Origin of the sequence: Bacillus mobilis (assembly GCF_001884045.1) — a bacterium.
GTDB lineage: Bacteria > Bacillota > Bacilli > Bacillales > Bacillaceae_G > Bacillus_A > Bacillus_A mobilis.
In genome coordinates this window covers 160,719-184,497 of sequence record NZ_MACF01000071.1, presented here as the reverse complement: position 1 = coordinate 184,497, position 23,779 = coordinate 160,719, and the positions used below count along the sequence as shown (strand labels likewise).

At 35.7% G+C, this 23,779-nt stretch carries 27 protein-coding genes; 19 read left to right on the top strand and 8 right to left on the bottom strand.

From position 1 onward, the window contains the following. Window positions 1–74: 74 nt before the first annotated feature. Together BAQ44_RS12870 and BAQ44_RS12865 are read right to left on the bottom strand one after the other, a co-directional pair. Complete coding sequence (locus BAQ44_RS12870) at window positions 75–875, bottom strand: flagellin N-terminal helical domain-containing protein (RefSeq protein WP_071721903.1); 801 nt, start codon at window positions 873–875, stop codon at window positions 75–77. Window positions 876–1,118: 243 nt separating this feature from the next. Next, a complete protein-coding gene (locus BAQ44_RS12865) occupies window positions 1,119–2,549 on the bottom strand; it encodes a flagellin N-terminal helical domain-containing protein (RefSeq protein ID WP_071721902.1) in 1,431 nt (476 codons plus the stop codon). 257 nt (window positions 2,550–2,806) lie between these two features. On the opposite strand from BAQ44_RS12865, the gene BAQ44_RS12860 reads away from it, so the two are divergent. The 17 genes from BAQ44_RS12860 to BAQ44_RS12780 all read left to right on the top strand — a co-directional run bounded on the left by BAQ44_RS12860 (window position 2,807) and on the right by BAQ44_RS12780 (window position 16,441). Next, window positions 2,807–3,586, top strand: a complete 780-nt coding sequence (locus BAQ44_RS12860; protein WP_071721901.1) for a lytic transglycosylase domain-containing protein — start codon at window positions 2,807–2,809, stop codon at window positions 3,584–3,586. Between the two features lie 63 nt (window positions 3,587–3,649). After that, window positions 3,650–3,874 (top strand): flagellar motor switch protein FliN, encoded by a 225-nt coding sequence (locus BAQ44_RS12855; protein WP_000775712.1) that lies wholly within the window; start codon window positions 3,650–3,652, stop codon window positions 3,872–3,874. Between the two features lie 14 nt (window positions 3,875–3,888). After that, the gene (gene fliM, locus BAQ44_RS12850; protein WP_071721900.1) at window positions 3,889–4,875 is read left to right on the top strand and encodes a flagellar motor switch protein FliM; all 987 of its coding nucleotides are present in this window, start codon (window positions 3,889–3,891) and stop codon (window positions 4,873–4,875) included. Window positions 4,876–4,885: 10 nt separating this feature from the next. Then, window positions 4,886–5,245, top strand: coding sequence for a flagellar motor switch protein FliN (gene fliN / locus BAQ44_RS12845; protein ID WP_000680019.1), 360 nt, complete (start codon window positions 4,886–4,888; stop codon window positions 5,243–5,245). A gap of 12 nt (window positions 5,246–5,257) precedes the next feature. Continuing rightward, window positions 5,258–5,578 (top strand): hypothetical protein, encoded by a 321-nt coding sequence (locus tag BAQ44_RS12840; RefSeq protein WP_000121176.1) that lies wholly within the window; start codon window positions 5,258–5,260, stop codon window positions 5,576–5,578. Continuing rightward, the gene (locus BAQ44_RS12835) at window positions 5,575–6,333 is read left to right on the top strand and encodes a flagellar type III secretion system pore protein FliP (RefSeq protein WP_071721899.1); all 759 of its coding nucleotides are present in this window, start codon (window positions 5,575–5,577) and stop codon (window positions 6,331–6,333) included. Before BAQ44_RS12840 ends, BAQ44_RS12835 begins: the two co-directional genes overlap by 4 nt. 33 nt (window positions 6,334–6,366) lie before the next feature. Further along, a complete protein-coding gene (locus tag BAQ44_RS12830) occupies window positions 6,367–6,642 on the top strand; it encodes a flagellar biosynthetic protein FliQ (protein WP_001098080.1) in 276 nt (91 codons plus the stop codon). Between the two features lie 15 nt (window positions 6,643–6,657). Next, entirely contained in the window at window positions 6,658–7,419 is a 762-nt protein-coding gene (locus tag BAQ44_RS12825) for a flagellar biosynthetic protein FliR (RefSeq protein WP_001055716.1), read from the top strand. Between the two features lie 10 nt (window positions 7,420–7,429). Beyond that, window positions 7,430–8,476 carry a flagellar type III secretion system protein FlhB gene (gene flhB, locus BAQ44_RS12820; protein WP_071721898.1) on the top strand — a complete coding sequence of 349 codons (1,047 nt, stop codon included), beginning with the start codon at window positions 7,430–7,432 and terminating at the stop codon, window positions 8,474–8,476. Window positions 8,477–8,500: 24 nt separating this feature from the next. After that, window positions 8,501–10,567 carry a flagellar biosynthesis protein FlhA gene (gene flhA, locus BAQ44_RS12815; protein ID WP_071721897.1) on the top strand — a complete coding sequence of 689 codons (2,067 nt, stop codon included), beginning with the start codon at window positions 8,501–8,503 and terminating at the stop codon, window positions 10,565–10,567. A 14-nt stretch (window positions 10,568–10,581) separates the two neighbouring features. After that, window positions 10,582–11,892 (top strand): flagellar biosynthesis GTPase FlhF, encoded by a 1,311-nt coding sequence (gene flhF, locus BAQ44_RS12810; protein WP_071721896.1) that lies wholly within the window; start codon window positions 10,582–10,584, stop codon window positions 11,890–11,892. 42 nt (window positions 11,893–11,934) lie between these two features. After that, window positions 11,935–12,708: a flagellar basal-body rod protein FlgG gene (locus BAQ44_RS12805; protein ID WP_071721895.1), complete on the top strand. Its 774-nt coding sequence runs from the start codon at window positions 11,935–11,937 to the stop codon at window positions 12,706–12,708. Window positions 12,709–12,875: 167 nt separating this feature from the next. Further along, complete coding sequence (locus BAQ44_RS12800) at window positions 12,876–14,174, top strand: NtaA/DmoA family FMN-dependent monooxygenase (RefSeq protein WP_071721894.1); 1,299 nt, start codon at window positions 12,876–12,878, stop codon at window positions 14,172–14,174. Between the two features lie 177 nt (window positions 14,175–14,351). After that, window positions 14,352–15,188, top strand: coding sequence for a TrmB family transcriptional regulator (locus tag BAQ44_RS12795; protein ID WP_071721893.1), 837 nt, complete (start codon window positions 14,352–14,354; stop codon window positions 15,186–15,188). Continuing rightward, complete coding sequence (locus BAQ44_RS12790) at window positions 15,181–15,906, top strand: AzlC family ABC transporter permease (protein WP_071721892.1); 726 nt, start codon at window positions 15,181–15,183, stop codon at window positions 15,904–15,906. The genes BAQ44_RS12795 and BAQ44_RS12790 overlap by 8 nt, the downstream gene beginning before the upstream one ends. Then, complete coding sequence (locus tag BAQ44_RS12785; RefSeq protein WP_071721891.1) at window positions 15,897–16,208, top strand: AzlD domain-containing protein; 312 nt, start codon at window positions 15,897–15,899, stop codon at window positions 16,206–16,208. Before BAQ44_RS12790 ends, BAQ44_RS12785 begins: the two co-directional genes overlap by 10 nt. 62 nt (window positions 16,209–16,270) lie before the next feature. Beyond that, on the top strand, window positions 16,271–16,441 hold the full coding sequence (locus BAQ44_RS12780) for a DUF3951 domain-containing protein (protein ID WP_000602236.1): 171 nt from the start codon (window positions 16,271–16,273) through the stop codon (window positions 16,439–16,441). Between the two features lie 24 nt (window positions 16,442–16,465). Here BAQ44_RS12780 and BAQ44_RS12775 read toward each other — a convergent pair whose 3' ends face one another. From BAQ44_RS12775 to BAQ44_RS12750, 6 genes are all read right to left on the bottom strand, one after another. Next, window positions 16,466–16,825: a hypothetical protein gene (locus BAQ44_RS12775; protein ID WP_061680566.1), complete on the bottom strand. Its 360-nt coding sequence runs from the start codon at window positions 16,823–16,825 to the stop codon at window positions 16,466–16,468. Between the two features lie 14 nt (window positions 16,826–16,839). Further along, complete coding sequence (locus BAQ44_RS12770) at window positions 16,840–17,430, bottom strand: dienelactone hydrolase family protein (RefSeq protein WP_071721947.1); 591 nt, start codon at window positions 17,428–17,430, stop codon at window positions 16,840–16,842. Between the two features lie 5 nt (window positions 17,431–17,435). Then, window positions 17,436–17,768, bottom strand: coding sequence for an antibiotic biosynthesis monooxygenase family protein (locus BAQ44_RS12765; protein ID WP_071721890.1), 333 nt, complete (start codon window positions 17,766–17,768; stop codon window positions 17,436–17,438). A gap of 71 nt (window positions 17,769–17,839) precedes the next feature. Further along, the gene (locus BAQ44_RS12760; protein WP_071721889.1) at window positions 17,840–20,065 is read right to left on the bottom strand and encodes a glycosyltransferase; all 2,226 of its coding nucleotides are present in this window, start codon (window positions 20,063–20,065) and stop codon (window positions 17,840–17,842) included. A gap of 214 nt (window positions 20,066–20,279) precedes the next feature. Then, entirely contained in the window at window positions 20,280–20,459 is a 180-nt protein-coding gene (locus BAQ44_RS12755; RefSeq protein ID WP_016088502.1) for an H-type small acid-soluble spore protein, read from the bottom strand. Window positions 20,460–20,525: 66 nt separating this feature from the next. After that, complete coding sequence (locus tag BAQ44_RS12750) at window positions 20,526–21,740, bottom strand: helix-turn-helix domain-containing protein (protein WP_071721888.1); 1,215 nt, start codon at window positions 21,738–21,740, stop codon at window positions 20,526–20,528. Window positions 21,741–21,859: 119 nt separating this feature from the next. Here BAQ44_RS12750 and BAQ44_RS12745 point away from each other — a divergent pair, with 119 nt between their 5' ends. Together BAQ44_RS12745 and BAQ44_RS12740 are read left to right on the top strand one after the other, a co-directional pair. Then, a complete protein-coding gene (locus BAQ44_RS12745) occupies window positions 21,860–23,128 on the top strand; it encodes an MFS transporter (protein WP_071721887.1) in 1,269 nt (422 codons plus the stop codon). A 126-nt stretch (window positions 23,129–23,254) separates the two neighbouring features. Next, a complete protein-coding gene (locus tag BAQ44_RS12740) occupies window positions 23,255–23,779 on the top strand; it encodes a COG3014 family protein (RefSeq protein WP_071721886.1) in 525 nt (174 codons plus the stop codon).

Here is a 23,779-nt window from a genome sequence, read left to right as displayed (position 1 = left end):
AAAAGGGAAGTACATAGTTTATATGTATTTCCCTTTTGTTTTGTGTGGAATCGTTTCAAAGAGTGAAATGACAATTATGATTGTAGTAATTTATATACCATTTGCGGAATTTGATTTGCTTGTGAAACCATGCTAAGTGCAACCTCAGTTAACAATTTAAATTTTAAAAAGTCACTCATCTCCTGCGCCATATCCGCATCCTCAATTCGGGAAGTAGTATCTGTTAGGGCCATACTTTGGCTGTTTAAATTTTCAATATTAAATTGTAAACGATTCATCATAGCTCCAAGATCAGCACGATGAAGTGATACATTATGTAGAGCTTCTTCAATTTTACGAATCGCCGCTCTTGCTTCTTGTTCTGTTGAAATCTTGATGTCATGTTGTGTAGGGGAAGGGGGGATGTGTTTCATTATATTTACTGTATGACCAATATCATCTAACGTAACAGGACGGTTTTGTCCATCAAATACGGATAAATCATTAAACTCAGTCGTTTCATCAATATAGCCAATTTGTTCTGTTAAAGACTGAAACTCTTTATTCAGTGAATCACGGTTTTTATTTGAATTTGTGCCACTTGCAGATTGAACAGCTAAATCACGCATACGCTGTAAAATATTTGTCACAGTTTGAAGGGCAGCTTCCGCAGTACGTAGCATCGATATCGCATCCTCATTATTACGAATCGCAACACGCATACCACTCGCTCTCGCATGCATACGAGTCACAATCGCAATATTAGCGGGATTATCAGAAGCGTTATTTAACTTCTTACCAGTCGCCAAATGCTCCATCGCAACATTCATACGCTTCTCATTCTCATACAACGACTGCCTAGCATTCATACTTAAAACATTCGTACCAATACGCATTATAGACACTCCTTATCTTATACTTTCATATATGATCTTAAAGTCAATAAATGGCCATGAAAAAAGGACTTATGCTTATTTTTTGTAGATATTTTAACGCGGGAGGGGATCAAAATAAGCACTGACCGCTTCTACTACATATGGTTGGAGCTTCTCTCCAAGCTAAAAAGAAAGCTTTTAATCTATCTATATAGAAAAAATAAACCTCTCCGCTTGCGGAGAGGTTTATTAATCTCAAATGGATTATTGTAATAATTTAGAAACCATTTGTGGAGTTTGGTTTGCTTGAGAAAGCATGCTGATTCCAGCTTCGTTCAAGATTTTGAACTTAGTCATCTCAGACATTTCTTTCGCCATGTCAGCGTCTTCTACTTGAGAAGCAGCAGATGCCATGCTAGATTGTTGGCTCTTTAAGTTGTTAACGTTAAAGTCAAGACGGTTTAATGTAGCACCTAGAGTTGCACGATTGTCAGCAACCTTTGTAAGGGCAGCATCAATTTTACTTACTGCATCTAATGGAGTACCAGCAGATGTAGCAGCTTTAGCATCTTCAAAAGCTGTAACTAATGTTTGTGCTCCCTGGCTACCTTCTAAAGCACTTTTAGCAGCTTCAAAGGCAGCTTTAGCAGATGGATCTTTTTCGAAATTAGATTTAGCAGTAACGTATTCTTTTGCGATAAGTCTTGTTGCTTTAGCTGGTTCTAATTCACCATCAGGTGCTTTCATAATTGCATTTTTAGCATTTTGATACGCAGTGACGATTTCTCGCTCAGATTTTGTATCAGCAGGGCTGCCAGCAGGTGCTGCATCTGCCGTTGCATTAAATGCTTTACCATATGCTTCTGTTTTAAGGTTAACGTCATGCAATTTGTTTTCATAGTCTTCAACTAATTTTTTTGCATCAGGAGTTAACGCTCTAGTAGCTGCACCTAAGTCAGCATCTTTTGAAGAATCATCAGGATCAGCTGCTATAGCTCCTGCTTGTGCTTCTTTAGCTTCAATATAAGCTTTTGCAAGTCCTGCCGGAGTACTTGCAGTAGTACCATCTGTGAAAATTTTAGCTCTAGTAGCTGTAGCTGTTTCAGTAGCAGCATCTAAAGCATCCTTAGCATCAATTGCAGTTTGTACATTTGGAGCTGTTGCTGTACCAATTGTTAATTTATCAATTCCAAGTGCCGCTAAAGTAGTAGCTTTTAAATCGATACCGATTTGTTGACCAGGTTCTGAAGAATCTAATGTTTGGATTTTAACTGTAGAATTCTCATTTAATAGGTTTTTATCATTGAATTGTGTGTTGTCAGCGATATAAGTAATTTGTTTTTGTAATTCACCAAATTCCTTTTGTAGTGCAGCTTGGTTGTCTTTTGTATTCGTACCGTTCGCAGATTGGTTAGCGATGTCACGCATACGAAGTAAAATGTTAGATACTGAGTTCATTGCTGAGTCAGCTGTACGGATTAAAGACATACCGTTTTGTGTGTTATCAGCAGCTACACCTAATCCGCTTTCACGTGCACGCATACGAGTTGCGATTGCAAGACCTGCTGCATCGTCAGAAGCGTTGTTGATACGTTTACCGCTTGATAAACGGTCCATAGAGTTGCTCATTTTAGCTTGGTTTTGACGCATGTATTCTTGCGTACGCATGCTATTAATGTTTGTATTAATTCTCATGTAAAAGAACCCCCATTTTTTTATATTGACTTTTCTGCAAATTGAAAAACGGTAATATGCGAAAAAATCGATTTCGAATTTATTGTAAGCCTTGCTATAATGGGTGTCAACTGAAAATTTGAATTAATAAATATAAAAAAATAACAGTTTAACAATTTAGTCGTTTTTTTATTACAATATAATTGCAAAGGATTATTGCAAACTTTACGAAAAAACTCTAATATTAGATTATCTTTGTTTACCGAAAAGGTGATATTATGGTAGTTGGAAATATAGTAAAAGAAGTACTTGCATATAAAAAAGGACAGTTTCAGCAAAAGTTAAGTAGTCCGCAGGCGTTTGTTAGTAGTAGGTTTCAGGAGAAGCTGCAGAGCGAGCCTATGAAGGAAACGAAGGCTACTACACAGCCGGCAAAAGTAGAGGATATGAGTCAGCCGGTACAATCTACGAAAATAGAAACGCTCGTTAATAAAGGTGATTCTAGTAAAGTAGAGGAAGTAAGTAAGCCGGAGGAAAAGCCTGAAACGAAGAAAGTCGATGAAGTGCAAGTTGCACAAAAAGAGTTTGAACGACGTTTCCCGGAAACGAAAAATGAGGCTGTTGATACGTGGGGATTAACGAAGAAGTATAATATTCAAAAAATACGTTCTTCAAATGAAGGGAAGTATGAGGATATTATTGATCGGGTGAGCCGTTCATACGGAATTCCGAAAACGTTAATTCAAAAAATGATTGAAGTAGAGTCTAATTTTAATCCGAAAACGGTGTCACATGCAGGTGCGATGGGGCTTATGCAGCTTATGCCGGCGAATGTGAAAGAGATGGGTATAAAAAATCCATTTTCACCAGCTGAAAGTATTGAAGGCGGCGTGAAAGAGTTAAGCGGTTATTTAAAGAAAAATAATGGCGATTTAGTATTAGCGCTTGCTTCTTATAATGCTGGTCCTGGTAATGTGAGAAAGTACGGAGGCGTACCTCCATTTAAAGAAACGCAAGGATATATTAAAAAAATATTAAATATCGACGTTTCAAAATAAGAGATTTCATTATATAGAGAGAACATGAAATTTTCGTGAACATGATATGGGAGTTGTATAGATTTGAAATTACAAGATGATATTCCGTTAACAATTTATTTTGAAATCGGAAATACGAAAAAGAAGATTGAAGATCTGCTTCATATTACGAAAGGTACATTGTATCGTCTTGAAAATTCAACGAAAAATACGGTGCGTCTTATGCTTGAGAATGAAGAGATTGGAACCGGAAAGATTTTGACGAAGAATGGAAAGATGTACGTTGAAATCGTTGAATTGAAAAGGTAGGGAAGGGGATTTTCATGAGTGGCGATAAATTAAGCCAAGAGCAAATTGATGCCCTGCTGAAGGCGGTAAATGAAGGCGAGGAAATGCCAGCTTTCGCACAAGAAGCAGGGAAGCAAGATAAATTTCAAGAGTATGATTTTAATAGACCGGAGAAGTTCGGTGTTGAACATTTACGTAGTTTGCAAGCGATTGCGTCTACGTTTGGTAAACAGACGTCACAGACGTTATCTGCGCGTATACGTATTCCGATTGAGTTAGATCCTTCGACAGTGGAGCAAGTTCCATTTACGAGTGAGTATGTGGAGAAAATGCCGAAAGATTATTATTTATATTGCGTCATTGATCTCGGACTTCCAGAGCTTGGAGAAATTGTTATTGAGATTGATTTAGCATTTGTTATTTACATTCATGAGTGTTGGCTTGGCGGAGATAGTAAACGTAATTTTACGATGCGTAGACCGTTAACTGCATTCGAGTTTTTAACGCTTGATAATATTTTTGCACTTCTATGTAAAAATTTAGAACAATCATTTGAAAGTGTTGTGGCAATTAAACCGAAATTTGTAACGACAGAGACAGATCCGAATGCATTAAAGATTACGACAGCGAGCGATATCATTTCATTACTGAACGTAAATATGAAAACAGATTTTTGGAATACGACGGTGCGTATCGGTATTCCGTTCTTATCTGTTGAAGAAATTATGGATAAGTTAACGTCTGAAAATATTGTCGAACATTCTTCGGATAAGCGTAAAAAGTACACGTCTGAAGTGGAAGTGAAAGTAAATCAAGTGTTTAAACCTGTTCATGTTGCGATTGGTGAGCAGAAGATGACAATGGGTGACATTGAACAAATTGAAGAAGGCGATATTATTCCGCTTCATACGAAAGTTTCAGATGAATTACTCGGTTTTGTAGATGGAAAACATAAATTTAATTGTTTTATTGGTAAAGATGGAACGCGTAAGGCGCTCCTATTTAAAAGTTTTGTAGAGTAGGAGGATCCATATGAAGCATGAAGTATCTCCTGTGTCATTAATGGGATTAGAAGAATTTGCAGGAAAGCGAAATGAAGCGGGTAAAGCACATATTGATACTGTTTCGGATATTTCGATTGAACTTGGTGTAAAGCTTGGGAAATCATCTATTACGCTCGGTGATGTGAAAGAGTTAAAAGTGGGCGATGTTCTTGAAGTAGAGAAAAACTTAGGACATAAAGTAGATGTGTATTTAAGTAATATGAAAGTTGGCATTGGTGAAGCGATTGTAATGGACGAGAAGTTCGGTATTATCATTTCTGAAATTGAAGCTGATAAGAAGCAAGCTGCGCTTATGAAAGCGCAAAGTCAAATGCTAGATAAAGAGTAGAGGAGGAGTCATATGTCGTATATGACGACCTTATTTCAAGTCGTTTTACTGTTTGGTGCGCTCGGATACGGTGCATATTATATGACGAAAAAGACGCGCAAGCAGCAGTTTTTTAAACAAGGTGAAAATGGCCATATTCAAGTGAAGGACGGCGTTTATTTAAATCATCAAACGAGTGCCTTTTTATTTGAAGTAGATGGCAAGCAAGTGTTCACTGTTATTAGTAATAACGGTGTCCAATCTGTGCAATTAACAGGAACAGGAAATCAGTTTCAACAAGCGCTAGAAGATGCGGTGAAGAGTGAAACGAAAAAAGTAGAGGATCCATCATGAGAATAAAGAAACAGTTATCATTATTAGCCGTTATTTTCGTATTTTCTATCGTTTTTTCAATTATTTTTGTAAATCCAGCGTATGCGGCCCAAAACGGTTTTATTAATTTCGAAAATGGAAAAGAGTTTACGAGTAATTCCAGTGTACAGCTATTTGTGCTCGTTACCCTTTTATCATTATCTTCTTCTATCGTTCTATTATTTACACATTTTACTTATTTTATGATCGTTCTTGGGATTACACGTCAAGGACTTGGGGTAATGAATTTACCACCGAACCAAGTACTCGTTGGACTTGCCTTATTTTTATCACTCTTTACGATGCAGCCTGTACTTGGGCAGCTGAAGAGTGATGTGTGGGATCCGATGACGAAAGAGAAAATAACAGTAAGTCAAGCTGCGGAGACGACAGCTCCGATTATGAAAGAGTATATGTCAAAGCATACGTATAAGCATGATTTAAAGATGATGCTGAAAGTGCGCGGAGAAGAGTTACCGAAAGATTTGAAAGATCTTTCTTTATTTACGCTCGTACCATCCTTCACGTTAACGCAAATTCAAAAAGGATTGTTAACAGGGATGTTCATTTATTTAGCGTTTGTATTTATAGATTTAATTATTAGTACACTTTTAATGTACCTCGGGATGATGATGGTACCGCCGATGATTTTAAGTTTACCATTTAAAATACTCGTTTTCGTATATTTGGGTGGATATACAAAAATCGTCGATATTATGTTTAAAACGGTCGCCTGAAGAGTTTGATGCTATGTGATAGGAGTCATATAAATGAATACGTCACCAATTATAGATATTTTTCAAACCTTTTTTTATAAAGGGGTTATGATTTTAATGCCGATTGCCGTTGTAAGTTTGATTGTCGTTATTATTATCGCGGTTATTATGGCGATGATGCAAATTCAAGAGCAAACGCTGACGTTTTTACCGAAAATGGCGAGTATTGTGCTCGTTATTATCATTTTAGGTCCGTGGATGTTTCAAGAGTTAACGATGCTTATTTTAGATTTATTTGATAAAATCCCATCGCTATTGCGTTCGTACTAAGATAGGTGAACTGAAATGAATATGGAATTATGGGCGGCGACGTTTTTTGCGTTTTGCCGCATTACTTCATTTTTATATTTTTTACCGTTTTTCTCAGGTCGATCGATTCCAGCGATGGCGAAGGTTACAGTAGGACTTGCTCTTTCGATTACAGTTGCCGATCAAGTTGATGTCTCTCACATAAAGACAACTTGGGACGTGGCAGCTTATGCAGGAACGCAAATTGTGATTGGATTATCGCTTTCAAAAATTGTAGAAATGCTGTGGAATATTCCAAAAATGGCAGGGCATATTTTAGACTTTGATATCGGTTTATCACAGGCAAGTTTGTTTGATGTAAATGCAGGTTCACAGTCTACTTTACTTTCAACCATTTTTGATATATTTTTTCTCATTATTTTTATTTCACTTGGCGGCATTAATTATTTCGTTGCCACGATTTTAAAGTCGTTTCAATATACAGAGGCGATTTCAAAATTGCTGACGACTAGTTTTCTAGATAGTCTACTCGCAACGTTATTATTTGCGATTACATCAGCGGTTGAAATTGCTCTTCCGCTTATGGGAAGTTTGTTTATCATTAACTTTGTTTTAATTTTAATCGCAAAAAACGCTCCGCAATTAAACGTTTTTATGAATGCGTATGTCATTAAAATCACATGTGGTATTTTGTTTATTGCGATGAGTGTACCAATGCTCGGTTATGTGTTTAAAAATATGACGGACGTATTGCTTGAGGAATATACGAAACTATTTAACTTTTTCTTAACGAAGTAGGGGGACGCGCATGGCAAAGGATAATAAAACAGAAAAGGCCACCCCGCAGAAGCGTAAGAAATCGCGTGAAGAAGGGAATATTGCCCGGAGTAAAGATTTAAATAATTTATTTTCCATACTTGTATTAGCAGTTGTCGTTTACTTTTTCGGAGATTGGCTCGGATATGAGATTGCAAATTCTGTAGCGGTACTGTTTGATCAAATTGGAAAAAATACAGATTCAACACAGTATTTTTATTTAATGGGTATTTTATTACTAAAAGTATCAGCGCCGATATTAATACTCGTATACGCTTTTCATTTATTTAATTATATGATTCAAGTCGGTTTCTTATTTTCTTCTAAAGTCATTAAGCCGAAAGCGTCACGTATTAATCCAAAAAACTATTTTACGAGATTGTTTAGTCGTAAAAGTTTAGTAGATATTTTGAAATCACTATTTTATATGGGGTTAATTGGTTACGTCGCTTACGTTCTCTTTAAAAAGAATTTAGAGAAAATCGTGAGTATGATTGGATTTAACTGGACTGCGTCACTTTCTGAAATTATAAGGCAAATTAAATTTATCTTTTTAGCTATTTTAATTATTTTAATCGTTCTTTCTATTATTGATTTTATTTATCAAAAGTGGGAATACGAACAAGATATTAAGATGAAAAAAGAAGAAGTAAAACAAGAGCATAAAGATAATGAAGGGGACCCGCAAGTAAAGGGGAAACGAAAAAACTTTATGCATGCCATCTTGCAAGGGACAATTGCGAAGAAAATGGATGGCGCAACGTTTATTGTAAACAACCCGACTCATATTTCGGTCGTACTTCGGTACAATAAACAGGTTGATGCGGCGCCAATTGTCGTTGCAAAAGGGGAAGATGAGCTCGCATTATATATACGAACGCTTGCCCGTGAACAAGAAATACCAATGGTGGAAAACCGTCCGCTTGCTCGTTCTTTATATTATCAAGTCGAGGAAGATGAGACGATTCCAGAAGATTTATACGTAGCTGTAATTGAAGTTATGCGCTATTTAATTCAAACGAATGAACTTGAAGTATAATAGCGCGGTTGGAGGAGATCTCTTGTGTTTAAGATAGATTCTGCAAGAACCTATTTTTCTATCTTTTTAGCAGCGTCATTCGTAGTGGCGCTCTTAATTCCACTTCCACCATTTATACTTGATATCGTTATCGTTTTTTTACTAAGTATGTCAGTGCTTATTTATATGCGAGCAACAAGTATTAACGAGTGGGATGAATTAAAGTCATTTCCAACGATGTTGTTATTAATCGGGATTTTCCGCGTATCGATTAACGTATCGACGACGCGAGCGATTTTGACAGACGGAAATGCTGGGCATGTTATTGAAGAGTTCGGTCAGTTCGTAATTGGCGGGAACTTATTAATTGGTATCGTTATTTTTATAGTATTAATCATATTCCAGTTTATCGTTGCAAACGGTGCGTCTCGTACAGCTGAAGTTGCAGCTCGTTTTACACTTGATTCTTTACCTGGGAAACAAATGTCAATCGATGCGGATTTAAACCAGCGTATTATTACTGAAAAAGATGCACAGGCAAAACGAAAAAAGTTAAATATGGAAACAGAGTTTTACGGGGCGATGGATGGTGCCGGGAAGTTCATTAAAGGGGACGTTATTTTCGGGATCGTCATTTTATTCGTAAACATTATTTTCGGTTTAATTGTCGGCATGATGCAGCAGGGCATGAGTTTTGCTGAAGCAGCTATTCACTATACACAGTTAACTGTCGGTGACGGAATTGTAAACCAAATCGGTTCGTTAATGCTTGCGATTTCAACGGGTATTATCGTAACGCGTGTATTTGACGGTTCACCTGATACAGTAACTGAAGGTATCTTTAAAGAGTTATTAGCACATGAAGTTGTTGTATATGCGCTTGGTGGTTTATTTATTGCGATGGGTATTTTCACTCCGCTACCATTTCTACCATTCGCACTCGTTGGCGGAACAATTATTTTCTTAGGAATTCGTAATAAAAACCGAATAAAGAAAGAAAAAGAAGACGAGCTTCAAAAAGAATTAGAAATGATTCAAGGCGAAGATGAACAACTGCAACAAGTGGAAGATTCATTCGGAGTATTTACAGATAAATATCCAATTATAGTAGAACTCGGTTTAGATTTAGCGGCACTTGTAAAGCAGAAAATTAACGGGGAAACAGCTCGAGATAAAGTTGTTCTAATGAGGAAGTCGATTATTACCGACCTTGGTATTAACGTTCCTGGCATTAACTTTAAAGATAATACGAGTTTTAGACCACGGGGACGTTACATTATTCGTATTAAAGGTGCGAAGGCAGCTGAAGGAGTATTAAAATCAGGTTACTTATTAGCACTGAAAACACCGAATGTAATGGCCGATTTAGATGCAGAACCAGCGAAAGATCCGATTTTCGGTGAAGATGGATATTGGATTTTAGAGCATATGGTACAAGATGCACAAATGAAAGGCTATCAAGTATTAGAGCCACTTAGCATATTAATTACGCATTTAGATGTTATCGTTAGACGTAATCTTCATGAGTTAATTCAGCGTCAACATGTAAAAGACTTAATTAACTCGCTTGAAAATGATAACGGTGTTTTATTAGAAGAGATTAAGAAGAAAGAAATCGACTTATCACTCGTTCAAAATGTTATTAAACAACTTTTAAAAGAAGGCATTTCTATTCGTGATTTACCAACCATTATTGAAGGTATTATTGACGGAAAAGAAATTTATCAAAACCACGTTGACGGTGTAACGTCATTCGTCCGTGAATGTATTTCAAAAGTTATTTGTGAAAATGCGAAAAATCCTGACGGTAAAATTTACGCGGCGCTCTTCTCAGATTCAATCGAGTTAGATGCGGACGTTGTGAACAATTCCTATCAAGGCTATTTATTAAACTGGGATTTAGATTTAGAATCGCGAGTTGTTGAGCAAGTACAACGCGTATTTAAACAAGCCCGCTTAATGGGAAGAGAACCAGTATTATTAACGCGTAGAAAAGATTTCAGATTTGCGATTGTAAGACTGCTAGAGCGTTATCAAATAGAAGCACAAGTACTTTGTATTAGTGAATTAGCTCCAGAAATTGTTGTAGATCAAATTGCTTACATTGAATAGTAGGGGGTGAAGTAATGGAAAATACAGAAAAGAAAGAAGCATTAATGCGAATAAAAGCAGCTTCGAAAAATGAATTGTATCGAAAGTTATTTGACCAATATGGTACAGATTATTATTACGTTGTCGATGAAAGTGTAAAACGAAATATCCCGTTTTTTTGGAAAAAGAATTATGAAATGTTAGTTGCTTTTCCAGAGGATAAACAAGAGGAAGTGAATGAAGGCACGGCTCAATTTCATGAAAAATTAATGGAAGTTGTGAATGATCCTTCAGAACAAATTGTGAAGTCGAACGGAATTCAATCGGTACTGCACAATTTAGAAAACGTGACGACTTCTATGTCATATGCGGCGATGCAAACAGGAAATAGTGAAGAATGGACAAGAAAGAAAGAGAAACTATTAAAGTTGTTTGAAAAAGGTATCGTCGTTGTGAAACAGACGGAAGAAACGAAAGTAACGAAAAAGCAAAAACCTGTGAAAAAAGTCGTTCCTGTCAAGAAAGAAGAAGTGGTTGTAAAGAAAGAAAAGCACGAATCTGTACCGTTTATTATTCAAAAAGTAATTCGCATGCTAGAACAAAATGATGTAGAACAATACTTCATTCATGCATATGCTGAAAAGTTAAAAGTGAAGTTTGAGAATGCGACGATGATTACAGAAGAAGAAGTGATCGGATATATATTAGAAGATATGAGATCTCATTTCAACACAGAAAACGTATTTGAAAAAGAAGTACAAACAATTGCATTAATCGGTCCAACTGGAGTTGGAAAAACGACGACACTTGCGAAAATGGCATGGCAGTTTCACGGTAAGAAAAAAACGGTTGGTTTTATTACGACAGACCATTCACGCATTGGAACAGTACAACAGCTGCAAGATTACGTAAAAACAATGGGATTTGAAGTAATCGCTGTACGTGATGAAGCTGCAATGACAAGGGCGCTTACGTATTTTAAAGAAGAAGCGTGCGTCGATTATATTTTAATTGATACAGCCGGAAAAAATTATCGTGCGTCAGAAACAGTGGAAGAGATGATTGAAACGATGGGACAAGTAGAGCCAGATTATATTTGTTTAACGTTATCAGCGTCGATGAAAAGTAAAGACATGATTGAAATCATTACGAATTTTAAAGATATTCATATTGATGGTATCGTATTTACGAAATTTGATGAAACAGCTAGTAGTGGTGAATTGTTGAAAATTCCAGCAGTATCATCAGCTCCAATTGTATTAATGACAGACGGACAAGACGTGAAGCAACATATACATATCGCTACAGCTGAACATTTAGCGAAACAAATGTTGCAAACATCATAGAAAAGAGGTGAAGGATAAGGCAACTGCCTTATTCAAACGAGTATGAACGGTCTTTATATAGGTTCTATGGGTATGATGAATTACATGCAGCGTATTAATGTTCATTCGAATAACGTTGCAAATGCTCAAACGACAGGATTTAAAGCAGAAAATATGACTTCTAAAGTATTTGATGTACAAGACACATATCGCCGCGGAGATGGGGCTGTGACAAATATTGGTTCGACTGATTACGCTGTAGTACCAGCCGCAACGCATGTGAACTTAGTACAAGGAAATATACAAATGACAAATAGTGCTACAGATTTCTTTTTAGATGACGGTGCGGCCGGCACATCATCATTTTTCGTGACATCTAAAAATGATGAAACGTTTTTGACGAGAGACGGTAGTTTTACATTAAATAGTGATCGTTATTTACAAACATCTTCAGGTGCTTTTGTAATGGGAGAGAATAATGAACGTATTCGTATTCCAGAAGGAGCAAAGGTCGCTGTACAAGCAGATGGTACATTATATGATGAAGTGACACAAAATAATATTGCCCGCTTGCAAACGAAGACAGTAGACACAGAAACGAATGCCCGTCTAATGCAAAGAGAGAACAAAAGCTTTGCACTAGCAGAAGGGAACATTGCTGATTTACCGAATGGAACAGGATTAGTAAAAAACCATATGCTAGAAAATTCAAATGTAGATATGACGAAAGAGATGGCTGATCTTATGACGGATCAAAAAATGATTTCAGCATCACAACGTGTTATGACTTCATTTGATAAAATTTATGAAAAAGAAGCGAATGAAATATTGAGATAGGAGACTTCCCATAGTGGAAGTCTTTTTTTATTATTGCTTTTATTTCAGTTACATCATAAAATGATAATGATTATCAATATCATTTCATCTATTTTCATAAGAATGGAGTTTCATAATGACAGCAACATTGTTTAACTAGGTAAATTAAAAACAAGGGGATGGTGTGTATGTCTACAAAAAAACAACTTTGCATTGGATTATGTTTAATTTCTAGAAAGAAAGAGCAAGAGAGTGAGTTTAATTCGGGAATTGATGAGCAAGTAGAGTTAGCGAAACAGGCAGAAAAATCGAAGTTAGATTTTGTTTTTAAAGCAGATTATTTAGTGGCGCACCCAGATTTAATTGCTCGTAATAAGGGAAATGTCATTTTAGATCCGACGTTACTGTTTACTGCTATTGCGTATGCAACAGAAAAAATTGGAGTCGTTACGACTGCTTCAACTTCGTTTTATCCACCGTATATATTAGCGAGGCAATTACAATCTTTACACTGGATTAGTAACGGCCGAGTAGGATGGAATATTGTCACATCCATTGACGGTGCTGAAAACTTTGGTGAGGAAGGAATGCCATCATCAGAGCAGCGATACGCGAAAGCGGCGGAATGTACAGCGTTAGTAAGAAAGCTTTGGAGAAGTCACCCTAATGAAGTATTGAAGGTAGATAATCCTGATGTGATTAGAGAGATGGTAAAGCCTATTGAGCATAATGGTGAATACTTTAAGGTGAGAGGTCCTCTTAATATTCCGCAGCATATTTCAGGGGAAATACCATTATTTCAAGCTGGTGCTTCAGAGTCAGGGCGGAATTTCGCTGCTTCTGTTGCGGATGCAATTTTTGCTGCAACGCCAGATGTAGAGTCAGGAATGGAATTGTGTCAAGATTTAAGAAGAAGAGCAGAACAGCATGGCCGTAACCAAGATGATATACGCGTATTACCGGGATTATATTTCTTTATCGGTGATACATATGAAGAAGCGTTAGAGATGCATAGGCAAGCACATCAACATCTCACAAAAGAAAAGAGATATGCGTTACTCGAAATGGTTCTCGGATTAGACGCGAGAGAAATTCCGCTAGAAAGCAAGATTACGGAAGAAATGTTGCCAAGTCGTAATCAAACTGTTCGTAGTAAAACACACGCTGAATTATTACGGCACTACATTATTAAAAATGAACCAACTGTTGAACAAATACTAGAACGACCAGAAGTTGTTGGATCGGCTCATTGGGTTGCGGTTGGTACAGCGCAAGACGTTGCGAAACAAATTATGGATAGGCTTGAGGCAGGAGCGTTAGATGGATTTATTGCTATCCCAGGAGGACCTCCAAAGTCACTAGATCTATTCTTTAGTGAAGTTATTCCTTTATTCGTGAAGGCCGGTGTATTTAGAGATGAATATACAGGTTCTACTTTACGGGAGCATTTAGGGGGAAAGTTATCAAAACCTTTGCAGTTAAAATAACAGAAAGATTACGTATAAAAAGCCTTTCATAAGAAGGCTTTTTATTTTTTGTTAAAATTTCAGAATTATCAATTGACTTTGCGGATCTGTTTTTTTATATTAGTAGGTATACTAATAACTACTAATATATATGTATCGTTTTGAGATGAGAGTTATATAGAATGTGAGGGATTGTTGATGGATGAAATTATAAAGGAATTACAAAAGTTAGGTTTTTCCCAGTATGAATGTAAAGCGTATATTGGACTACTAAAACATTCCCCAGTAACAGGGTATGAAGTGAGTAAGCAAACAGGGGTACCTCGTTCGATGATTTATGAAGTACTCGGTAAATTGATGGATAAAGGAGCAGTGCATATCGTTCCTACTGAACCAGTAAAATATGTACCAGTACCAGCTACGGAGTTAATGAATCGAATGCGAAAAGATTTTGAAAAGTCCTTTGAATTTTTAGACCAGAAATTAAATGGTTTAGAACAAGAGCGACAAATAGATGTAATTTCGCATATTCGTTCAAATGATCGTGTTGTAAAAGAAATATGCAATATAATTAATAGAGCGAAGGAAGAGTTATGGATTTCTGTATGGGAAGATCAAGTGCATGAAATTGAACCATATATTCATCAAAAGGAAGAGGAAGGCGTACATATATTTTCAATCTTATTTGGTGCTCCCCATACAAAAATAGGCGCAACGTTTCACCATAATTATATGATGCCCCATGTTGTTGAAAAGAGAATGGGTGGTCATTTAACTGTTATTGCTCGTGATGGAGAGGAAGTATTAATTGCGAACTTCTCAAATGATAGTACTTCATGGGCCGTTACAACTCATGACCCAGCACTAGTTCTCGTTGCTACAGAGTACGTGCGGCACGATATTATGATTGAAGAAATCACGAAGGAATTCGGAGCGGATAAGTTAGATACGTTATGGCGTGAAAATATAGATTTAGTTCATGTCGTAACAGGAAAACGAACGATGAAGGGAATGGAGGATGATACGGATGAGTAAAGCTCAGGCACATGTAGCTTTGCAGAGCGATGATACATTTCAGCAAGGAGTAAAAGATTGTTTACCGACTGTATTTGGTTATTTGAGCATCGGTATAGCAGCTGGTGTAATTGCAAAAACAGCAGGTTTCTCCATCATTGAAATTGCGTTTATGTCCACTTTAATTTATGCAGGTTCTGCCCAATTTATATTAGCTGGTATGTATGCAGCGGGTGCTCCTGCTTCAGCAATCATTTTTACCGTCTTTTTTGTTAATTTACGCCACCTTCTAATGAGTGCTGCGCTCGCGCCGTACTTTACGAAACTGCCACTATTAAAAAACGTAATGATCGGTTCTCAAATTACAGATGAAACGTTCGGGGTTGCAGTGCAGCATGCAGCGCAAAAAGGATATGTAGGTGACAGGTGGATGATGGGGTTAAATGTCACAGCGTATTTAAATTGGATTCTTGCTACTATTATTGGCGGGTTGTTTGGTGAGTGGATACCCGATCCGCATACGTACGGGATGGATTATGCATTACCAGCAATGTTTATCGGGTTATTTGTCCTGCAGCTCATAAGTAGTAAACCGAAACTAGCAATTCATCTTACTGTTGCAATTGTAGCGATTATGATTGCATACGTTTCACACTTATTTATGCCAGATAGTATAGCGGTTATTATCGCAACATTACTAGCGGCGACGATTGGAGTTGTGATTGAAAAATGGAAATGAGATTGGACGTACTATTACTTTTACTAGCAGCTGGAGCTGTCACACTCGTGCCACGTATTTTACCTCTACTCGTATTTAGCAAACTACAAATTCCAGACTGGGGTTTAAAATGGTTAAATTACATACCAATTGCGATATTAGCAGCACTTTTAGCACAAGTATTATTTATGCATGAGACGATGCAGTGGGATTATCTTATCGCAGCAATCCCAACATTTCTTGTAGCGATATATACTCGTAGTTTATTAGGTACAGTATTAATCGGAGTGATTGTGATTATTTTGTTACGTTTCTTTTTCTAAAAAGGATTACGCTCATATAATAGCGAAAAGTGTAATAACATGAACGATATAGGGGTGGTGTTATGATACTTTTAACGATAGGAGCAATTTTGTTAACGCTGTTTATTTTCTTTATTATCGGCTTCATTACGTTTATGATGTTTGTTGATAAGGCGACACCTCAAATATATTACACACCTTGTGAATCAGTGACAGTGAAAACTAAAGGTAAACATAGAAGGAAGAAAAGTTGATTGTTGGCTTTTCTTCCTTTTCTATTACATCCCCGAAAGAACTAACAACAATAACCCAAATAGAAAACTAATAAAAGAAAGAAAACCGATACATATGGAGAACACACGATTGTTTCTCCATTCGCGCCAGAAAACGATAAATCCTAAAATACAAAGAAAAAACCATATGGGCAGGAATATGAATTCGCTAACTTTCTCAGGAAGTAACGTATAAAAAGTTGTTACATATAAGATCCAATTTGTAAAAAATAAAATGCAAACGATAATAGATTGTAAGTGGGGGCGTTTGAAAAACTCCCCTTTTTTTACGGTTATAAAAATGATAGTTAGCGCTGCGAAAAAGGCAATGAATATGAAAAGAAATAAGAGTAATGTAAGTGTCATTTACATCTCCTTTATCAGATTGTTTTTGCAAGAAATGAATCTATTATAGTGTATGCCTGTTTTGTACAGTTCTCGCTATATTTTTCAGTGTACGGATTTAGAAATCCATGTTCACCGTGTAGTTGTTGTATTTCAAGTAAAGGATTGTTTTGTTGCTGCAATGTTTGAATGAAAGAAGGTACTGAAAAACTAGCTTCTTTTTCAGGGAAAATAAGTAAGGTAGCACATGTTGGTTTTATATGAATATAGTCACGTATACGGGAACCATAACATCCAATAATAAAATCTATTTTCGGATTGTTACTGCATAGCCATGAGATGGTAGCACCAACACTAAAGCCGATAAGTCCAATATGTGTGTAACGACTAGAAAGACGAGTAATAAATTCTTCAATTTTCTCTTTTCCATCATCAAATCCAATATGATTCATAAAAAAATGATATGCTTTTTCTTCATCACTGTAATGAAATGCATGTTGAGATTGTAGAAGGTTAGGACAGAATACATCTATATGAGATGAAGTGAAGTGTTGGGTAACGTGATGCATATGGTCGTTCACACCATATATTTCATGAACAGCAACGAGAGCTAATTTTTTCTTCATAGTTATCATGTACCTCTATGAAACTTAAACTCTTTCTCAACACGGCATATACGCAGATGGAAGTTTTCATACCATTGCTCACGGCCTCTTTTTTTCGCTTCTTTATGTAAGGTGTTTTGTTTCCAATTTTCAATTGCCTCAAGTGACTCCCAATAAGAAATTGTGATACCGAGTCCTGAATGGTCTCTTGCACTTTCTACACCTAGAAATCCAGGTTGCTGCTTTGCAAGTTCCTCCATTTTGTCAGCAACGCTACTATAATCTGTCGTATCATTTGATAAATTAGAAGTGAATATAACTGCATAATACTGGCTTGTTTTTTGTGGAGCATGTTTCATATGATTTCCCCCTTTTATACATATTTTAGCATATGAAAAAAGAAAAGAAGCACGAGGCTTCTTTTCTTTTTTTACGCTGTAAATTTTAATCCAGCATATATTTTACGACCCTTTTTTTGAATCCAACATACTTGGGCTTTTTTCTTTTGAATATTACGCTCATTCATTGTTACTTGTATAACTTGATCAATGGCGAGTGGGGTGTTGGTTTGTACTTGGCATCCACCGGAACTATAGTCGATAATGGTCGCTTCAATTGGCATCCCGTTCATATGCAATGTTCCAGGAGCCATAAGTTCTTCACGTATATGTTGCCTGCGAAATTGCCTTGGTGCTTTCTTTGTGTTTTTTACGAAAGATGCAATTGCAAGGATAAGATACGCTTTATCGTACACCTTTTCAACACGGTCATTAACCGGCTTACTAAATAGATGAAGAACGAGTTTACAATATTGTTCATGAGATACATCATCAAATGATACACCAACTTGCACGGAATTTGCTTGTATCCGAATCCATTTTTTTGTACTATGAATCTTTTCTACTTCTCCAAAAGATAATGTATAGGAAGATAGGCTTGATAAAGTTTCAAATGGAATGGATGAATCTATTTCAAAACGTGCACCAGTTTCACTAATATCAAGAACGCGGCAAGAAATGGTCATATCTTCTGCATATAAAGCACCTGATAAATTAACAAAAAATCGTTCAGAGTTTCGGAAACGCGGTCTTTCAAACGCTACAAATAATGAAGTGACAATAGCTACCCCATTGTATAGTACCCAGAAAATATTAATATATAAACTTTCTCTTTCAATATGATATTGTTCAGGGTATAAGAGCATAAGTGTAGCTCTTATAAGTGCAATTACTGTTAAAATGAGTAATACGAGGTGAGGGACACTTGCAATCCATAAAAAATGTCTCGTATTATTTTGGACGCCTTTTCTCGTTACATGAAATTGAAACTTTTTCCGTAAGAACGTCTCTGATAAAATAGCAAATCCCATATAAGGAGCCATTGCAACTTCATATACATGACTCCACGTAGTTGTTCGTTTTTTATTAGAAACAGCTTTAAAAATAAGCTGTGACGTTAAAAAGGCGGGAGCCCAAAACATAAATAATTGCATAAAGTTAATTTCTAAACTATAAATATCAAATACTAAAAATAATAGTGGAGCTAGTAAAAATACCATTTTATAAATGCCGAAAAACCAATAATGGATTCCATCTGCATATAAAATTCGTTGCATAATAGACAATCCTTTTAAAGTGAAAGGATTCCATTTTTTCACGACTTGAATATTCCCTCGGCACCAGCGATCCCTTTGTTTTAATAAATCGCTAAAAGTTTCTGGGGATAATCCAACTGCTAATGTTTCATTGACAAATACAGTTTCCCATTTGTTCGCTTGTAGGAGCATACCAGTTGCCATGTCCTCAGTAATAACACCAGTAGCAAATCCTCCAATTTCTTCTAGCGCAGTACGGCGAAATAGAGCATTACTACCAACATACATCGTAGCGTTAAAACGATCTTTTCCTTCCTCTAATTGACGCATAAAGAAATCTTGTTCATTGGCGATATTATCTTCAAAAAATAAATTATATTGGAATGGATCAGCATTATAAAACACTTGTGGTGCTTGAACAAATACAACATTATTTTTAGAAAAATAACCAATCGTTCGCTCTAAGAAGTTAGCTCTTGGTACCATATCAGCATCCATTGTAACGATAATATCACCTGTCGAATGGGTCATGGCATGATTTAAGTTTCCTGCTTTTGCATGTTTGTTTTCAGTACGAGTAATATAGTGAACAGAAAATTCACTAGCAAGAGTTTTAACACTTTCCCGCCTGCCATCATCACAAATGTAAATATTGAGTAACTCTTTCGGATAAGTAATCATTGTACAACCTGCGACCGTTCGTTTTAATAAATCGAGTGGTTCATTGTAAGTTGCGATAAAAATGTCGACAGTAGGCAATTCCTCTAAAGTTGATAACGGTACTTCTTTCCGTTTATACGGTTTCCATGAAATAATGCTAAAAACGATAGATTGTAAATACCCAGCCCACTCTGTAAGTAACAATATAATACCGGCAATAATACTTATAAGATTAATAGTTGGTAACGAATAAAAAGTTCGCCAAATAAGATAAATGGCATTACTAACGAGAAATAGAATAATAAGTAGTTTTTTTGACCATAAATATTTGTGGGCGAGAGCGTATGTAATAATGATTATGAAAAAAATAATACATAAACCTTCGTATATAGAAAGGTTCATAAAATTCCTCCTTCATGCATAAAGTGGGAAATGAAAGATTTATAAGTATTCGATATTTATCTATAAAGATTTAACCATTTCCAAATTATACGATATCACAAAATATAGAATAAGAGTATAAAATTTACATCTTCTTATTATAAGATGGAGAAATGATAGTGGCATCTGTGTTTCATAAGAAAAATGCCACTTCAAAAAAATGAAGTGGCATTTTTTATATTTCCTCTAAGCTATTAACTGGAACAGTTAATTCGCGTCCTGGATTTTTTACTTCATATATGCGGGCGGTTTCGTTGTTTTCATCGACGTGTTGAATGGTAACAGGCATGCCTTGAAAACTGACATTCGCTTGTTCTGATGACACAGAAAGCTCTTTTGCACGTTGAATATTCATTTATATTCCTCCCATCATTATTATCTTTGCTAAAAAGGAGGAATAATATACCATTTCGAGACATTCTTAAAGTTTTTGTATTATTTGTAATGTTTCTTTAATAAATGCAGAGAAAATAGAATCTGGATACGATTGTAACATTTCATTTGCTTTTGTTGCTTCTTCAAGAGCTCTTTTTTTATCATTCAGTTTGACGTAACAAAGTGCACGATATGCACCTGCTGTTGTAAGCCACGATTGATCAAGCGGATGGTTCATATAATCTGGTATAATAGCATGTTGCAATGCTTGTAAAGCTTCTTCGTAACGTTTTAATCCGTATAAAGCTTTTCCTTTTTCAAGATAATACAATCCGTCGTCTTGAAAAATTGGCTGATCTTTTAGTTTTTCTCGAAATTGTTCTACATGTTTTAATGCGATTGTATATTCATTAGTAATCGTGTTGTAGTAGTAAGCTTTTAAAATATCGATCATCGCAATGGATAGAGTGTCTTCTGTAAAAATGGCAAATTGCTCAGATTTTTTTATGTAATATAAATATTGTTCTTTATCAACTGTAATGACTTTTTGGTAAGATAAAATCCGGTAAAATACATCTGTTTTATAATACACTTGATGTTTTTTTGAAAATGCGAGTGTCTCTAATATCGTTTCTTCACATTTTTTGTAATCGCCACATGCTAGTAATATGATGGCTTCATATAAACATAAATCAATATGTATAATAAGATCCATTTCTAAATGTTTCTCTTCATAATCATTTCTAATATTAGATATAAGTTGTAAACATTCTGCATACTTTTTACGTGTGAATATTGCAAAAGATAATTTTAATTTTGTTTCCGTACTGTCGCGGTATAACTTATATTTTTCAAAAATAGAAACAGCTTTTTCTACGTAAGATTCAATGTTGTAATCTTTTATAATCACTGCGGCAGTTACGAATTGTTTGTATATACGAGCCGTATTTAAAGTAGAAGGGAGTTCTTTTTGAACGATAGGTAGTAGGGTCTTATATACTTCATCACATTTATTTTCCTTTATGAGTTGCTCCATTTTTGTAATGAGTTCTGCAATTTCTCTATCATCTTCTTCTAGTAAAAAACTTGTTTCACATCCTAGTTTTTCAGCGATATATTGTAATGTTTTCATGGAAGGTGTAGCTTTTCCATTTTCAATTTGACTAAGCATACTTTTTGTAAGTTCCGAACCTGCCAGCTCTGTTTGTGTAAGTTTTTTTTCTTTACGTAGCGCTTTAATTTTTTCACCGAGAGTTGCCATATTATAGCTCCTTTATCATTGGGAAAGTTAAATTGTATTTAACTTTTTGTTGTAAAAATTGGAAAGTCGATTATATAATAAGTTTAACACAATTTAACTTTTAAGGGGAGAGAGTCATTATGGGAGATGTAAGTATAGGACAACATGATACAAGAATGAAGATTGCAACGAGAAATATTATTTTAATGATGATTGGAAAGATGACGTCTTTATTAGGGGCAGGAATTTATACATTTGCGATGGGGTTATACGTTTTAAAGACAACTGGTTCAGGAATGGGTTTTGCAATTACGCTCGTTTGCGGATCACTTCCAAGGATGATTTGCGGTCCGATTGCGGGTGCTGTAGCTGACCGTGTGAATCGAAAATGGCTTGTCATTGGCACTGATTTATTAAGTAGCTTAACGATGCTTATTATGTTTATTCTTGCTACTATATTTGGCCCATCACTTCTTTTTATTTATGTTTCAGCAGCATTATTATCAATTTGTGCCAGTTTTTATTCTGTTGCATTAACTTCGTCTATTCCGAGTTTAGTAGATGAAGGGCGTATTCAAAAAGCGAGTGCTTTAAATCAAACAGCAGCTTCTTTATCAAATATATTAGGGCCGATTATTGGCGGAGTTGTATTTGGTTTCTTTTCCATTAAGTCGTTCTTTTTGTTAAATAGTATTACTTTCTTTTTAGCCGTTATTTTGCAATTATTTATTGTATTTGATTTGTACAAAAAAGAAGTGGCTGAGAGTAAAGAGCGTTTCTTGACGAGTATAAAAGAAGGATTTTCATATGTAAAACGACAGCATGAAATATATGGTTTAATGAAAATAGCGCTGTGGGTAAACTTTTTTGCATGTGGGCTAACCGTAGCACTTCCATATATTATCGTCCATACATTGCATCTATCTTCAAAGCAACTCGGTACTGTAGAGGGAATGTTAGCAGTCGGGATGCTAATGGGTGCGATTGCTTTATCAGTGCGTAAAGAAGTGAAGAATCCGTTTCGTTCTATTTATACTGGACTGTTTTTATTTGCGGGTGTAAGTTTATGTACAGTCTTCCCATTATTAGTTACCATTCCAAAAGTGGCAAGTTTTATTTACTATATTGCTTTTATGATGTTAACGGGTATTTCAATTATGATTGTAAATATTCCGATGCAAGTACATATGCAAAAAACGACAGATCCAAGCTATTTAGGGCGTGTGTTTGGCCTACTTGAAACAATTGCTACTGCAATCGCACCACTCGGTATGATTGTGTATGGATTATTATTAGATATGTTGCCTACTAGCATTGTTATGATGACATTAGGCGGAGGTTTATTGTTAGTTGTATTAGTTGGGGTAAAGCAACATATGGCAAAAAAACAAGTGGACGTGTCGGTTTAAAAATAAGAAAATAATAAAAATTTGACTTATCATTATAAAAATGACTAAATTAGTATTTTAGTTTTTGAAACTCCTTTTCATGTGTGTTACAGTATAGTGAGCAGACAAAGAAAAGGAGAAAACATCATGAAAAAATTAAGTTTTGTTATGCTTTTTCTGTTAGTTGTAATGGCTGGATGCAGTAATTATGACACGTATATTGAAACTGGTATGCAATCATTGAAAAATGAAAAATATAGTGATGCGATTATGTGGTTTGAAAAAGCGGAAAAAGAGAAAACAGGAAATGAAGCGAAGACATATAAAGAAGTCGCGCAGTTATTGGATCGCGGTGCGACAGCATTAAAAGATGGTAAGTATTTAGAAACGAAAGATATTGCAAATGAAGTGCTACAAAAGAAAAAAGACGATGCACTTGAAAAAGCTGTAACATCAAATGCAGAGGATATGCTTCAAAAAGCAAAAGATGTGGAAAAGAAAGTAAATGAAAGAGTGGCAAAACGGAGAAAAGTAGAAGAAGAAGGAATCGATAAACTCATTAAAGCTGTCGACAGTATCGATGATGTAAAAGAAAAAGAGAAGAAAGTTTCAGAAGCATTAGATAAGGCTGAAGAGGCACAAGCAAAAATTGAAGCGAAGAAAAATAAATAG

Coding starts and splice junctions, on each gene's coding strand:
- BAQ44_RS12870 (WP_071721903.1), bottom strand. CDS start 875: ATGCGTATTGGTACGAATGTTTTAAGTATGAATGCTAGGCAGTCGTTG.
- BAQ44_RS12865 (WP_071721902.1), bottom strand. CDS start 2,549: ATGAGAATTAATACAAACATTAATAGCATGCGTACGCAAGAATACATG.
- BAQ44_RS12860 (WP_071721901.1), top strand. CDS start 2,807: ATGGTAGTTGGAAATATAGTAAAAGAAGTACTTGCATATAAAAAAGGA.
- fliM (WP_071721900.1), top strand. CDS start 3,889: ATGAGTGGCGATAAATTAAGCCAAGAGCAAATTGATGCCCTGCTGAAG.
- fliN (WP_000680019.1), top strand. CDS start 4,886: ATGAAGCATGAAGTATCTCCTGTGTCATTAATGGGATTAGAAGAATTT.
- BAQ44_RS12840 (WP_000121176.1), top strand. CDS start 5,258: ATGTCGTATATGACGACCTTATTTCAAGTCGTTTTACTGTTTGGTGCG.
- BAQ44_RS12835 (WP_071721899.1), top strand. CDS start 5,575: ATGAGAATAAAGAAACAGTTATCATTATTAGCCGTTATTTTCGTATTT.
- BAQ44_RS12830 (WP_001098080.1), top strand. CDS start 6,367: ATGAATACGTCACCAATTATAGATATTTTTCAAACCTTTTTTTATAAA.
- BAQ44_RS12825 (WP_001055716.1), top strand. CDS start 6,658: ATGAATATGGAATTATGGGCGGCGACGTTTTTTGCGTTTTGCCGCATT.
- flhB (WP_071721898.1), top strand. CDS start 7,430: ATGGCAAAGGATAATAAAACAGAAAAGGCCACCCCGCAGAAGCGTAAG.
- flhF (WP_071721896.1), top strand. CDS start 10,582: ATGGAAAATACAGAAAAGAAAGAAGCATTAATGCGAATAAAAGCAGCT.
- BAQ44_RS12805 (WP_071721895.1), top strand. CDS start 11,935: ATGAACGGTCTTTATATAGGTTCTATGGGTATGATGAATTACATGCAG.
- BAQ44_RS12800 (WP_071721894.1), top strand. CDS start 12,876: ATGTCTACAAAAAAACAACTTTGCATTGGATTATGTTTAATTTCTAGA.
- BAQ44_RS12795 (WP_071721893.1), top strand. CDS start 14,352: ATGGATGAAATTATAAAGGAATTACAAAAGTTAGGTTTTTCCCAGTAT.
- BAQ44_RS12790 (WP_071721892.1), top strand. CDS start 15,181: ATGAGTAAAGCTCAGGCACATGTAGCTTTGCAGAGCGATGATACATTT.
- BAQ44_RS12785 (WP_071721891.1), top strand. CDS start 15,897: ATGGAAATGAGATTGGACGTACTATTACTTTTACTAGCAGCTGGAGCT.
- BAQ44_RS12780 (WP_000602236.1), top strand. CDS start 16,271: ATGATACTTTTAACGATAGGAGCAATTTTGTTAACGCTGTTTATTTTC.
- BAQ44_RS12775 (WP_061680566.1), bottom strand. CDS start 16,825: ATGACACTTACATTACTCTTATTTCTTTTCATATTCATTGCCTTTTTC.
- BAQ44_RS12770 (WP_071721947.1), bottom strand. CDS start 17,430: ATGAAGAAAAAATTAGCTCTCGTTGCTGTTCATGAAATATATGGTGTG.
- BAQ44_RS12765 (WP_071721890.1), bottom strand. CDS start 17,768: ATGAAACATGCTCCACAAAAAACAAGCCAGTATTATGCAGTTATATTC.
- BAQ44_RS12760 (WP_071721889.1), bottom strand. CDS start 20,065: ATGAACCTTTCTATATACGAAGGTTTATGTATTATTTTTTTCATAATC.
- BAQ44_RS12755 (WP_016088502.1), bottom strand. CDS start 20,459: ATGAATATTCAACGTGCAAAAGAGCTTTCTGTGTCATCAGAACAAGCG.
- BAQ44_RS12750 (WP_071721888.1), bottom strand. CDS start 21,740: ATGGCAACTCTCGGTGAAAAAATTAAAGCGCTACGTAAAGAAAAAAAA.
- BAQ44_RS12745 (WP_071721887.1), top strand. CDS start 21,860: ATGGGAGATGTAAGTATAGGACAACATGATACAAGAATGAAGATTGCA.
- BAQ44_RS12740 (WP_071721886.1), top strand. CDS start 23,255: ATGAAAAAATTAAGTTTTGTTATGCTTTTTCTGTTAGTTGTAATGGCT.